Raw genomic sequence first — 14,631 nt, 5'->3', positions numbered from 1 at the left:
ACATAGGGCATGTAGTATCAATACGCTAATTAAAGCGTACATATACGCAATTGAAAAAGGTAGGGCTACGTTGAAATAAAAACGAGAACCGCGTAATTCTGCTGCAGCAAACGGTTTTAAAGTAAACCATGTTACATGGTTTAAATTATGCAAACCCGTATATTGTGTTTTATTAAATTATTGCTTAAAAAGCTAATTTATTTACCAGAATATTATTTATTTATGAATAATAGCATGAATTATATAATAAACCTAATTTTGCGTTGAATTAGGCGGGTGTGATAATAGATGCGAAATTTTATATAGTGAATTGAATTTGAATGGATAATTTCTTAGCCAAAAATAAAGAATCGTTATTTCAGATCCTCTTTTATCAAAACCCTCAGCCTATGTGGTTTTTTGATACGGCAACTTTAAGGTTTCTGGAGGTTAATAACGCTACGCTTGAACAGTATGGTTATTCGCGCGAAGAGTTTTTGGGTATGACTATAATGGATATCCGTCCCCGGGAAGATATTGAAAAATTGAAATCGGTTTTACAGTCATTGTCCGGGCCGGCAACGCATAAAAGAGATTTTCGCCATGTTGTAAAAAACGGAACAATTATTCATGTACAGATAGTTTCTTACCCGGTAGATTTTAACGAACAACCCGCAAGGCTGGTTATGGTGAACGATATTACCAGGCTATCATTATATGTTGAGCGCTTTGAATTGCTTACCCGGGCCACCCACGACGCCATTTGGGACTGGAACCTGGAAACCAATGAATTGTGGTGGAACGAAACCTTTTTGCATTTATTTGGCGATAGCGAAACGGAAATTGAACAAACTATAGAGTCATGGTCGTCAAGGGTACACCCTGAGGATAAAGAACGGGTAGTAAACGGCATCAGGCAGGTAATTCAAACCGGCGAAAAAAACTGGACCGATCAATACCGTTTTGCCCGCGCGGATGGTTCGTACGCAAATATCCTGGATAGGGGTTACACCATATTTACCGAGGATAAGGCGGTACGAATGGTGGGTTCGATGATGGATATCACGCAGCAAATAGAGCTTCAAAAAGCGCGCGACGAAACGGATTCGCTTTTGCAAACCTTAACCACGGCATCGCCTACCGCACTATGGATGTCGGATGCATCGGGAGAATTAGTTTATGTAAATCAAAAATGGAAGGAGTGGACATCGGCATTTACTTCGGATAGTTTGAATGATACCTGGTTAAACGTAATTCACCCCGACGACCGCCAGCGCGTTGCCGAAGCTTATGATAAAGCACATTTGTTACAGGAAGCTTACCATATCGATTACCGCATCTGTTTTAAAGATAGTTCGGTACGCTGGGTAATTGCATCGGGTACACCCAGGCATTTGCCGGGTGGCGAATTTATAGGCCTGGTAGGTTCATGTACCGATATCACCAGGCAAAAGCACCTCGAGATACAAAAAGATGGCTTTATAAGCACGGTTAGCCATGAATTACGTACGCCCATTACTTCAATAAAGGGCTACGAGCAATTGCTGAGCCGGTCGGAAACAGTTAGCGACCCGCGGGCGCAGCGCTTTTTAAGCCGGATGCGCGTACAAATAGCGCGGTTGGATAACCTGGTGCAGGATCTGTTGGATATTTCGCGCATCGAATCGGGCAAACTTACCTTTAACGAAAGCGAGTTTGAAGTTAATGTACTGCTTGCCGAAGTAGTAAGCGATTTACAGTTGATTTTCCCTTCGCACAGGCTTATCATTAAAGAAAATCATGCGTGTAAGTTTTTTGCCGACCGTAACCGCTACATCCAATTGCTTACCAATTTAATTGACAACGCTGTTAAATATTCGCCTGCTGCCGATAAGGTTTATATCTCGCTCACCTGCGATTGCGAATATTTAACCTGCAGCATCCAGGATTTTGGCCAGGGAATTCCTAAAGAACAGCAAGCCTATATATTTGAACGCTTTTACCAGGTTAATGATGTTTACCGCGCCCCGGGGTTAGGCATAGGCCTGTATATCTGCAACGAAATTGTTAAACGCCAAAACGGCGAACTATGGTTTGATAGCACCATTGGCCAGGGGAGTATCTTTAGCTTTAAATTACCCTGCAAGGATTAATGTAGATATTTAGGCGTTTCCCCCGCTGGTAGAAGCGGGGGCCAGGCTTTCTGTTCATACGCCTGCAGGCCTTAAGCGCAATGGCCTGTATCCACGCCAATCCTTAACGCGACATTTTAGATACAAAAAATCCCGGATGAAAAAACATCCGGGATTTGCATATTCAATACCTTGCATGCGGGCCACAAGGCTGGAGCGGCGGCAGCGAAAGGTAGCCGGGGAATCGAACAGCGAAAGCCTACAGACAACAGGAGGTAATGTCGCGATTACTCTACTCACGTCAAACCTGCATACTAGCACCAGATTGGCCTATCGTTTATTTAACTCAGTAATGATTTTCTGTAGATCATTACTGTCATAAATAAAGGGGCTAAGTAGGTTTTGAATTATTTCTACTTGTACAGATTCATCAATATCTTTCCAAGACTCTATTTCTAACAAATATTCAAGAATCTTTTCTCTTTCTTCTTTTCGATATTTTAGTTTCCATTCTTCAATTGAGGCAGAACTATCATCAACAGTTTTGATTGTGTTATAGCGATCAATCATCTCAAGGACGGCTTCATTGAATACCCGACTAAAAAAAGGACTTCTTACTATTCGACTTAATTCATCATTATCGATGCCAAATTTTAAAGCGTAAAACGCACTTACGAGAACTTTTAACTCCGAAATATTATCTATAACCATAATTATTATTTTTTAGGATTAGTCCCAATATACACCATATTCCCCGGTCTAATTCTTAAAGTTCCTGCATTGTAATCATATTCGTGTACGTTTGTAGGATTTTTACTGATATTAGATGCTTGATCGGGGTCGACTTTGAATATTGTCATGTATTTTCCAGAACCTTTCTTTGTTGGATCTCCAATGAATAGAATATTTTCAACCTCTTTTTCCGTTAAAAGAGATTTAGTCAGGTATACTTTGTTTTTTTTATTTGGTAGAATCACTTGGGTCGTTGCAATACCTACGATTCCCTTCCTATTTGAATAATGAATATAATATTCCTTCCTTTCTTCATTATCAGTTGGGATATTGAGACTTCCACGAAAATGTCCTTGTCGGTTCATTTCTGTGTCGAATCCTGGAGCAACATCTGTATTTCCTTTAGGGCCCCCATATTCATTGTAAACTGTTTCAGGTGTTTTCGAATCGTTGGGCGATGTAAATAACTGGATCACCAACCAGGCAGCAAGTTCAACCACGGCCGGTATTTTAACGCCCTGATCCATTATCAACTCTCCGGCCGCGTTAACTACAGATTTACTTATTGGCGGTTTAGACGAAGTTGTAGGTGGAGCGGTTGTAATTGTTTTACAGCAATCGTCACCTTCATTTTCTTGTTCAGTGGGCGCTTGATACAAAGTTATCAAATCATCAGTAGTTATACCATGATCCTGCATCCAACTTTCAGTGGACATCCCGTCTGGATCAATAAATCTGATTGGATTATTATCACCATAGTTATATGGTGACATCCTTCTCGAAGTCTCTGCCAGAGGATCCACACTTGTCCACCTGCCGGTAGCGCCATCGTACATGCGAGCCCCATAGTCATACAGGTTCATATTCAGCTCATCCTGCAGTTCCTTGCCGTTGTATTTGTACTTATTGTCTGGGTTGGGGGCCACCATACCGCCCCGGTTCATCTCCAACCCAAAGGCATAATAATCCGTTTGCTGCGCTACCTGGCCATCCTGACCTATCAGCACACGGGTATTACCCAGATGGTCCTTCAGGGCATAATCATAAAAATAATTATTCCCATTAGGTCGGGCGCGCCCTTCCTCTGTCGCCAAAAACATCAGGTTACCCACGGCATCATACTCAATACCGTTCACATAGTCGCGGTTGCCGCCTGTTATTACCTTGCGTAATTTACGGCCCGTTGCATCATAGATATAGGTAAGCACGTTTCCTGTTGTCGGCGTAACCGTATATGGCAGATCTAAATAATTATACGTAAATGTAAGCCCTTTTTTGTTATCCGTCCATAAGTTGCCATTATTATCATATGTATAACCTGCTGTTCCGTTTAGCTGACCTTCGTTACTGCCACTAATGTCTGTTACCGATAATAACTTACTACTGTTATCACTATTGCCATATAAATAAGTCAGCTGGTCAATAGGCGTAACGGCGTTATTAATATCCCGGTAGCGGTTCAGCTTTTTAATGTTGCCCATTGCGTCATAGGTAATGGCTTCATTATACCTTCCTGCAAGCCCTACCGTTGTGTAGTTAGCAAGGGTAAGCCGGTTGAGCTTGTCATAGCTGTATTCATATCCCTGCGCAATTTGCGCCGCCGTGCCCGAGGGGTGCTTTTTGCCCTGCCAGTTTACCGCGCTGATGTTGCCATTGTATTGCTTTAAAGCAGTGGTACCGTAATCATCATAAGATAGTTCCTCGCCAAAGGCATCATTGGTGTCGTTATTAATCAGCGGATCGGCATTGTTCAATGCGGCATTATTAATGCTTTTAAGCCAACCGCGGCTGTTATAGCGATAATCGACACTTTGTACAAACGTTTGCCCGTTATCTGCTGAGTGTAGTTTTTTATCAATCAACTGGCCTGTTTCGTTATAAACATTTGAATTTAGCATTATGGCGTTGCCATTAATACTTTGCCAGGTACGCAGCTTGCGGCCCATATGGTCATAATCATAAGTCAAATTTACAGCTACAGACTGCAATGCCGTATTACTGCTGCTGTTTATGACATTTACACGGTTATTGGTAAGTACTGCATCTGTAAAATCATACGTGCTTTTTACCTCATCGTAATTGTTTATGCTTACCAGGCCTCCCTTAAAATGTTCTGCAAAGCCACGGATGCTGCGGCCAAAGTCATCATAATAACTTACATTCCACAGCATATTATTACTGCCATTGGTACCATCCAATATTTTAATCAGGCTGGCTGTTGGGCTGCCAGCAGTCATTGCACTCATCCCCGCTTCAGCACGTTTATCGAAAATAGCCGGAAGCGAGGGAATGTTATAATTATCATAGTAATTTACCGCAAGTGTTGTATTAAGAGATGTTGGGTAAGCAAGGTAAACACCAGCTGCTGTATTGTAGCCGTTACCACCGGTTACCCTGGCTTCCCAAAGTTTGGCGTTACCGGTTACCGCAGCCTGCATGTTTGTCCTTTTTTCGGTGCCCGCAGTGCTGCCTGCATCGGTATATAAACCTGTTACCACAACGCGGCCCTGCACATCGTATTTGGTAACTGTCCATTGCTGGTTAGCCACGCCGCGCTGGTTGGCATCCTGCATCATCACAACCTGGTTAAGGGTATTATAAACCATAAATTCTTTTCCCCTACCCGGCAGCTTTTTTTCTATAAGCCTGCCGCGCTCATCATAACGGTACTGGTAACACCAAAAATCAAGTGAAGTGGAACTGACGATGCCGCCATCAGGTAATGCGCCGGGGGGCAATACAAAAGCCAGGTTGCCATAATCATCATATACATAATAAGTGGATAGCATTTCTATGCTGCCATCTGGCTTTTTATTAAAAACCCTTTTTAGTATTACATTGCCTGCCTTGTTTTTAAATGTTTGCGCGGAACCCACCCGCAGATCGCCCAATTGCCAGTTCTCGTCTTTACCGATGGTTACATATAACTGACCATTAGCATAAGCATTGGTGCCTGCATTTACCAGTGTGCGGGTGCCGTCTGTCCCAATAGTTACTTTATATAGCATCACTTTAAAAGTGGTGGCTATATTGGTAATATCGGTATTATCGTTAGTAGCATAAGATACGCGGCCGGTATGGCTCAGGTCCGCGTTACTTAAATTAGGCTGCCAGGTATCACCCGGCGCCCCCTGCTCTGTTACCCGGTTTAGTGGCGAGGGCTCATATATGGTTACCGCGTAAGGAGTTGTAATATGAGGGATACCACCAGCAAGCTGTGGCTGGGTGGCTGGGGTTCCTGATGGATTGTAAAAAGCAGATACGCCATAGCCCGGAGTTAACGCATTACTTTTATAACTGCCATCACTGGTTTCTGTACTTAGCGTGTAAGGCAGGTATTTGATGTTATCGCGGCCGTACATATCATAAACCATGGGCTGTACTATATCCTTATCAGCCGGTGACCCTTTTACCTGTACCGTTTGGATTGGGCGACCGAGTCCGTCAAAGTATTGCACGGTTTGCATCAAATCGCAGGTACTACGATTGGCCAGGCCTGCCGGCGACGTAATACCGCCTATACGTGGCGTTGAGGTGATAATGTAGTTTTGCGCGGTACTGGGGTTAGCATTTAGTGGCACACAATATGGCGCGGTGATAAACAAATTTAAGCTGCTGCCTGTTGCGGCGGCAAAGCTGAATGGTGCTGTTAAAGTAATGCTGCTGTTATTATAATACGAGCCGGCTGCCGGTGTGCCCGTTATTTGCCCCCCGGTTACATAGGTTTGCGCCTTTACTGCCATTACCGAAAAGAGCAACATCGTGGTTAATAGCAAACCCGCTATACTCCTTTGTTTTTTTATTAACTTATATTTCATTTTAATAAGGTTTAAAGTGGTACTGCATTTAATTGACAGATATGGTTAAGTTGCCGCCGGTAGCGACGATTACGCCACTAAATAAATTTCGCGGAGCCGTTACTGATTGCGAACCGCACGTAATGGTATGATTAATATATGCGCCGCTGGGATATACATCTACAGAATAAGTGCCCGCAGGTACCTGCACTGTGGAACTTCCTGAATTTGGAAAGCTAAAAGTCCACGACGCTGTGCTATTTGAAAAGTATACATAATAACCTGTATTAGTGTTATTACTTAATGTAACCGGAACACTTTGCATACACGTTCCGTTAATATTAGCGTAGTTTTGTCCGTTCGCATTCAGGTAATTTTGTGCCTGCTGATCTGCATCACTCTGTGATATAATAGAACTAAAAGCTCCGGCTGAAACAGTATAAGTTACAGGGCTCGAAATATAACCAGCACCACAATTATTTCGGGTAAAGTTGCCAGACTGACTTGCGCTGGTGTAAGTTATAACAGGTGGCACAGCATAGTTGTAGTTATAATTTTTAACTATACTGCTATCCTTATCTCTGATATTTAACAGTCGCTGAAAGGAATCGTATTCGTAATAAGTAACTAAGCCCCTTCCGTCTGTACTGCTGGTCATCCCAATCCCGGGGTCATAGGTATAGCTGGTCATTTCCGCGTTCAATGGGTAAAAGCGAACATCATCAATTTGGCCAGTAGGTATGGAAATGGTGTAAGAACTTCCTGCAATTGTAACCGGGATACTTTGCCATGACCAGCTACTTCCGCTGCCTTTTAACCAATAGCTCAATGTATATGTGCCTGCATCCAGCCCTGTAAGCGCTTTGGTATAGCCGCCTGTATGACTATAATGCCCGGTTTTGCTAACGTTACGCACGCTATTACCACCTGTTTCTTCAAAGCCATCAAAAAATATATCATTCGCCTTTGAAACATTTACCTTAGCAACCGGGTAAGCCGCGTTATAACCCCACTGGTATGCTGCTGCCGGAGTTCCAAAAACATTAACCTGCGTGGTGTTACCTAACGCGTAATTGAAATTTGCCTTTTCGTTATACCCGGGATCTTTAACCAACGAATAATTATCCGCTCCGGTAGCGGTATAGGTAAAGCTTGCCGGGGGACCAAAAAAGTCGGTTTTGCTTACTTTAGAAAGATAGATTTGATTTTGCGATGCCGGGAAATAATTATACGTGTAAAGTGTTGAGCCTAATACGCTGCCGTTTTTTAAAGTAGTGGTTTCAACCGGTTGATAATTATTTTGGACACGCATGGCTATCAGTGGTTTCAGATCAGGGCCAACGTTATTTACGGCCGCTGCAAGCTGCACTTTAAAAGTATTACCGGTACCGGTAATATTGGCTATCCGGTAATTATTAAAGTCCTCGCGTTTATGTATCAGCCCAATGGTATAATCAAACCACGCTACACGCTGACAGCCTACGCTGCCCGTACAGCTTGATATACTTGAATTGAAGGTATTATTAACCGCGGCAAACTGGGTCAAATAATTAGCCAGGCCATCACTTAAACCATCTACATTTGAAAGCCGGTAGTCTGCCGCATACCTGTAGCGGGTTTCCATTACATCACCGGTTGAATTAGTGTTCGTATTTCTGGTTAACTGGTGGTGATACGGGCTGTCAAAGTATGATTCTTCGATGGTATTAACGGTGCCGTTACTCGCATATAAATTTTTAACTACAGTTTCCTTTATTTTACGCCCTGTTGTTTGATTATACCAGGTAAAAAAAGAAGGAATATTACTGCCTACCGGATTCCCTACAATTACAAACGCAGGTGTCGTCATAGGGTTATCCTGGTATACAGTGGTAAAGGTAGCATCATCTAACAGTGTCCCGTTTTCACTATAATCTGCCTTATACTGCAATTTTCCGCGATTAAAACTATTAGGCTCCGGTGCGGCTGGATAGTTTGGAATATCTGAGGTGCAGGTGTTGGGTGTGGTAACGATGGTTCTGTTTACGATATCGTCATGCGTTATATAATTCTCGCCATCTGTATCAAACATCGAAACACTATACCCTTTACCTGTTTGACTAACCGTAACCTTTTTATAACCGATATGACTGCCCTGGCTTGAGTTCATCGGGCGTATGCTACCTGCGGAAACCATGTACGGCAGACCATAACCGGGTGTTGCAGGGCATCCCTCAGCGTAAATATTTGTCTGGTGGGTGGCCTGGGATTCCTGAAAATAATTTTTGTCGATATCGTTGCGCAGTACCTGCGCCACGGTGGGTTTTCCAAAAAGCACCCCGGTAGAAAGATTGTTTGGCCCGTCGTTGTAGCTGTAGTTAGTTACCATGTCCGGTCTGCCATTGCCGCTGTTCTGGGTAATGGTTTTTATTCTTAAGCCGCCCACTGTCTCGTTTGTGCTTACAACAGAGCCCGCAAGCTGATAGATTTTGACCGCTGCCCCGTTGCCGCCGTAGGCATCGTCCTTGATGACCTCAAACTTGTAAGTGCCGGGAGCGTAGTTTCGCATAATTTCCCTGGTCTCGTCATTGTTTGCCAACAGCTGGTCGATGAGGGCGTTGTTGCTATTGTACACGTTCATGTGCCCCGCGCCGCCGTAGTGGAGGTTTGACAGCTGGAACACATACTGGTGGTAATCCAGTGCCTGAAGGATGAAATTAGTTTTGGTGGTTTGCCCGCCGTCATATCCCGCGCTGACGCTGTTTATAAACGTCCTGTCCCCGTTTGTACCGGAGATAATCGACTTGTAAAACTGGTTCGCTTCAAAGTCATACAAGTTGTACCCGCCTGTAGGGAAAGTGATTTTTTTTAAAGTGCCTCCCCGCATGGCTGGCCATTTAGGATCACGGTCGGCCCCGGTTACGGTAGTTTTTGTATTATAAGTATTGTAATAAGTGGCGATCAGGTTGTCGCCATTGCTCGTTACCCCATTAATAAAGCCCCAATGATCCTGGGCAAAGCTCATCCGCCTCGGCACCAACTCAGTAAAATAATCGAATCTATAAGGAGGGTTTGCGATACCCGTACCGCTTTTTTCCTGGATACTCAACAGCTGCAGCCTCTTTTTGTCGGTTGTTACTATGTTTAATGTTGTAGCCACCGGAGTGTTATTATCTACAAAATAATCATACAGAAAATTGTAACTCTTTAAGAGCGTTTGCCCGTTCCTCTGCAGCACGTCGATCCTGGCAAGGGCTTTGGCCGACGTGTTCACACCTTCAATGCCGTTTGCATTGGTATTTGAAAGGTCTTCCCTGGCGGCGGATGTCGGTATGAAGTTCACCTGGCCGTTTAACGAGGTGATGTTATCCAGCTCAACACCATGGATGATATTCCTCACCAGTTTATACCCTCTGGCATTGCCCGTTTCCACACTCGTGGATACCGTATAATAGCTATAGCCAACCGAACGGTAGTTAAGGGTAATGGAGTTATTGCCATCGGCAGACACGATTTTGTTCAGGTACCAGCTGGATAATACTTTATCCCAGCCCATGCCGTTCTGGTCTGTAAACACCTTCGTATATTCAACGGGGTCAACATCCGTTGTAGACGGCGTTGCCCCAAAGTAATATTTTACGCCATCCGGGGTAGTCAGCGTAAATCCCTGGATGCTTTCTGAAGAACCGTAGGTGTAATTGTATTCAATTTTAATATCCTGCTCCGGCAACAGCATCGGCGTGCGGTCGTCATTGAAATAAAACTTGCCGGAATAACCGCCAAAGTTAAAAAAGAACAAGTCCGGCTCCGAATCAAATTCTCCGGAAACGAAACGTAGATAGTTAACTTTATAGCCACTATCCGGCCGGGTATCAGCAGGGTAAGGGTCATTTGGATCATTCAGTGGATGCCCGGTTTCAAGCATATGACTGGTATAACCGTGATCACTGAAAAAACCCGTATGTTGAAAATTATTCACCGTTCCTTTCTCATCCGGCGTTCCCCTTACCGAACGGGTGATCACGCCACCGGCATTTAATGCCCATCCGGCGCCCACCCAGCCTGCCGGCTCAGCCGTTTTTAAGCCCGAAGCATGATAACTCATACTGATAGGCAGCGATAACTGGCCCTGTTGCAGCGTGTACAACGGAATACCAATGTCGGGAATACCTGTATGCAGGCTAACCGGGATATCCACAAACTTGGCCAGGGACCCAGCCGTTGGGGAAGCAATGGATACCTTATTGTATTCGTTGGCTTCAGCTGCTGTTTGAGCGCGGAGCTTGACCGGTTTTAAACAGACCAATAGCAGCATAAAAGCCGCAATTGTTAAATAAAAGTTTTTCATTGAAATTTGTTTTAACCCTGATTAAGGCTGTACTTTCTTTAATTTATAACTGTATTGATAAAAGGCTGATTTAATGGCCCTGGGCTTGTTCCAGTTTTTTTATCCTGACCTCCTGCTCGGTTAATCTCTGTTCCTGTTCCTTTTCCTTTTTATCCTTCTCAATCAAATACAAAGTCAGTTCCTCTACCTTTTTAACCAGCAGCTTATTCATTTCGCCAAGGTTCAACCCATCTTTGGCAACCTCCGCTTCAGATGGCATATCCGGCAAGTGTTGGTTTTGATCGATGTAGGTTTTTACATCGGTGAGGGATGGGAGTTGGTAATCTTTTTTGAAAACGTAATCGGGCCAGGTGGCCTGTAGCTTAACAGTTACTGATTCTGCAATCACACCGCCGCCCACAGCTAATTTATTGTTGCCTGTATTGCCGGTGGTTAGGCCAATCATCAGTCGTCCATCTCCGGTTAGCCACATCAATTGTTTCTCGTTGTTGCTATTATCATGATTATAGAATGCAAATCCTCCCACAGATCCTAAGCCCTGATTAGCAATAAGATCGGTTTCTCCTGCTCCTGCTGTTCTGTTCCATCCAATTAAAACTTTAGATGAGTTTGCTAAAAAATTTGTGTTGAAGCCGTCCAGGTTAGTATTTCCTCCGCACAGCGATCCATTAATATCCAGGGCTACATTTGGAGATGAGGTTCCTACACCTACTCTTCCGGCAAAATAACCCTGTCCATCGGCCCTCACACTAAAGTTAAGAGTCCCATTTGTTATACCATCATAGTAATAGTTTGCCGATCCAATGGGTTGATCTGTCCAGGCTCTGAAAATTCCAGCTGCCGGATATGAGTAGGTGGATCCTAATTGATGTCCTGTAAAAAATATTTGCCCAAGTGATGTTTGAGCAACTATTTTGGTATTATTATTTAATGCATCGTTAGCATCAACCGTAACGTTTTTGGTTTGCGCATCAGCAAAATGTATACTGGCTAAACCAGCCAGCATCAACAGTAAAACTTTTTTCATCTATCTTTTTAATTTGTTTCTTTAAATTTTTTACCTGGTTTTTTTAATTCGTTAATCTGCTTTTGCAAAGAGATCAAAAGCTCATCTTTTTCCTTGTCTTTCTGATCCTTCTCAATCAAATACAAAGTCAGTTCCTCCACCTTTTTAACCAGCAGTTTATTCATTTCGCCCAGGTTTAGCCCATCTTTGGCAACCTCAGCTTCAGATGGCATATCCGGTAAATGCTGGTTTTGATCGATGTAGGTTTTTACATCGGTGAGGGATGGGAGTTGGTAATCTTTTTTGAAAACGTAATCGGGCCAGGTGGCCTGTAGCTTAACGGTCATGGAAGTAGCTATGGCGTTGCCGTTTACCGCAAATTTGTAGCCTTTGGAATCATAAGTATTAAGAGCGATGTTTCCATTGGCATCGGTAATCAATACTGGCAATATAGCGGGAGTTATATCTGTCCCAACCGGGGTTTGTACTACAATAGTCTGTAATTGTGATTGCCCCCCGTTACCTAATTTGCAGGATTTAACAGAGAAAGCTTGCCAATCCTGCGTAATAACTATGTATATATCGGTATTACCATTTGGGTTGGCGTAAGCTTTTATTGTAAAACAACTTGTAGCATTGCCATTAGTTACCTGGTGAATAATCAGGCCGCCCCGGTTACCTACATAATAAGTGGCTACACCTGTATTATTTGAACCCCATCCACCACCAAGAACATCAATCTGGAGTTTGGCGCAGTTACCATCATTATCTGGTGGTAAACTACCTGCTAACAATGAAACACGCGCTGCCCCTCCAACATATTCATAAGAATATTGCGCGTGCGCTAACCCGGACAATGTTGTTAATATGATCAGCAGTAAAGCTGATTTAAATAAATTTGACTTACTATTCATGACTTTTATTTATTTGTGATTCAAGCTTTTCAATTCGTTTATTTTGTTCAATCAGATACAAAGTCAGCTCCTCCACCTTTTTAACCAGCAGCTTGTTCATCTCGCCCAAATTCAATCCATCTTTGGCAACCTCCGCTTCAGATGGCATATCCGGTAAATGCTGGTTTTGGTCGATGTAGGTTTTTACATCGGTTAAGGAGGGGAGTTGGTAATCTTTTTTGAAAACGTAATCGGGCCAGTTGACGATTTCTACTTTTATTTGTTTGGAACGGATATTGCCGTTTACAGATAGCGCCTCACGAGGAGTGGCAGTACCTATGCCAACAAAACCGGATGAAAGGATGGTCATTTTAACATCACTTAAAGTAACCGTTGAATTATCTACCGAATTATTAACTAAAAATTTTAAGCTCCCTGTTCCATAGGCGCCTGTGCGTTCGTGAACGATAGCCGCTTTCCACCAGCTCCCCTGGGCTTCGTTAAGAAAGCCTATGCCCACAGCATTACCGCCGGTTTGGGTTCCGTCCAGATTTTGAAAGCCGCCGATGATGTTCAAGCCATTATTGGATACCTGTGTATGTAATTTAGAAACAGGGCTTGCTGTACCAATACCTACGTTGCCAGATCCATTAATCAAAAATTTGGTTCCACCGGCGTTTTGAAGTTTTAGAAAATTATATTGTCCACCATCCCCGGCCGCAGTTTTTATTCCTGCTATTGTTGCAAAACCGCCAAAACCAGTATTATTGCCATTTACTAAAAACAGAGCGCCATCAGTAACATTTGATCCTTCGGTTTGTACAGTTAAGCCACTTGTTGGGGTACTTGTTCCAATACCTGCATTTCCACTGGGTGGAAATATATTTTGCGCATAGGAAGAAAAGGCTGAAAATAGTAGCGCTGATATTAAAAGAGAAAATGATTTCATTTATTTAAGATTTGAGGTTGAGCTTTTGATTAAGAGCTTTGTTATTGATTCGAGCTGATTTTTAAGCTCATCTATTTGTTGGGTGTTTTTTTGATTGATAGCTTCCTGTTCTTTTTTTTCTTTGTCCTTTTCAATCAAATACAAAGTCAGCTCTTCCACCTTTTTAACCAGCAGCTTATTCATTTCGCCCAGGTTCAGCCCATTTTTGGCAACCTCCGCCTCGGATGGCATATCCGGTAAATGCTGGTTTTGGTCGATGTAGGTTTTTACATCGGTTAAGGAGGGGAGTTGGTAATCTTTTTTGAAAACGTAATCGGGCCAGGTGGCCTGTAGCTTAACAGTTACCGATTCTGCAATCACGCCGCCGCCCACGGCTAATTTGTTGTTGCCGGTATTGCCCGTGGTTAGGCCAATCATCAGTCTTCCATCTCCGGTCAGCCACATCAATTGTTTCTCGTTGTTGCTATTATCATGATTATAGAAAGCAAACCCTCCGGGAGATCCTCCCCCCTGATTAGCAATAAAATCAATTTCTCCGGCACCCTGAGTTCTGTTCCAGCCAACAAGCATCTTCCCTGAATTTTGAAGAAAGCTTAAACTGCGGTTTGGAATATTAATGTCGAGATTGGAATTATTTCCAGCCATTATAGTTATACCGTTAACTTCAAGCAGTGCATTAGGCGGCGCTGTGGTGCCAATACCAACGTTACCTGTATTGGTGTTATTAATATTTGTGCCATTGGTCCATTGCGCATGTAAGAATTGCGAAACTGATAAAAGAATAATAAGTGTTAAGGATAATTTTTTCATGGTGGGTAATAGTTTGTTTGGGGATAT

At 43.2% G+C, this 14,631-nt stretch carries 8 protein-coding genes; 1 reads left to right on the top strand and 7 read right to left on the bottom strand.

The annotated features are described in order from the left end of the window. Nucleotides 1-320: 320 nt before the first annotated feature. A complete protein-coding gene (locus AC1DQW_RS07670) occupies nucleotides 321-2,111 on the top strand; it encodes a sensor histidine kinase (protein WP_477453539.1) in 1,791 nt (596 codons plus the stop codon). A 309-nt stretch (nucleotides 2,112-2,420) separates the two neighbouring features. Here the strand turns inward: AC1DQW_RS07670 and AC1DQW_RS07665 are convergent, their stop codons facing one another. From AC1DQW_RS07665 to AC1DQW_RS07635, 7 genes are all read right to left on the bottom strand, one after another. Beyond that, nucleotides 2,421-2,801 carry a hypothetical protein gene (locus AC1DQW_RS07665; RefSeq protein ID WP_477453538.1) on the bottom strand — a complete coding sequence of 127 codons (381 nt, stop codon included), beginning with the start codon at nucleotides 2,799-2,801 and terminating at the stop codon, nucleotides 2,421-2,423. Between the two features lie 5 nt (nucleotides 2,802-2,806). Then, the gene (locus tag AC1DQW_RS07660; RefSeq protein WP_477453537.1) at nucleotides 2,807-6,640 is read right to left on the bottom strand and encodes a DUF6443 domain-containing protein; all 3,834 of its coding nucleotides are present in this window, start codon (nucleotides 6,638-6,640) and stop codon (nucleotides 2,807-2,809) included. 28 nt (nucleotides 6,641-6,668) lie between these two features. Next, nucleotides 6,669-10,946 (bottom strand): DUF5977 domain-containing protein, encoded by a 4,278-nt coding sequence (locus AC1DQW_RS07655; protein ID WP_477453536.1) that lies wholly within the window; start codon nucleotides 10,944-10,946, stop codon nucleotides 6,669-6,671. 70 nt (nucleotides 10,947-11,016) lie between these two features. After that, entirely contained in the window at nucleotides 11,017-11,973 is a 957-nt protein-coding gene (locus tag AC1DQW_RS07650; RefSeq protein ID WP_477453535.1) for a hypothetical protein, read from the bottom strand. A gap of 8 nt (nucleotides 11,974-11,981) precedes the next feature. Beyond that, nucleotides 11,982-12,866 (bottom strand): hypothetical protein, encoded by an 885-nt coding sequence (locus AC1DQW_RS07645; RefSeq protein WP_477453534.1) that lies wholly within the window; start codon nucleotides 12,864-12,866, stop codon nucleotides 11,982-11,984. Continuing rightward, nucleotides 12,859-13,794 carry a hypothetical protein gene (locus AC1DQW_RS07640; RefSeq protein ID WP_477453533.1) on the bottom strand — a complete coding sequence of 312 codons (936 nt, stop codon included), beginning with the start codon at nucleotides 13,792-13,794 and terminating at the stop codon, nucleotides 12,859-12,861. The genes AC1DQW_RS07645 and AC1DQW_RS07640 overlap by 8 nt, the downstream gene beginning before the upstream one ends. Further along, nucleotides 13,795-14,604 carry a hypothetical protein gene (locus AC1DQW_RS07635; RefSeq protein WP_477453532.1) on the bottom strand — a complete coding sequence of 270 codons (810 nt, stop codon included), beginning with the start codon at nucleotides 14,602-14,604 and terminating at the stop codon, nucleotides 13,795-13,797. Nucleotides 14,605-14,631: the final 27 nt, after the last annotated feature.

Source organism: Mucilaginibacter sp. P5_A4, from assembly GCF_056400605.1.
Note: the sequence above shows the minus strand (reverse complement) of the source record. Positions and strands in the feature narration are given on the sequence as shown.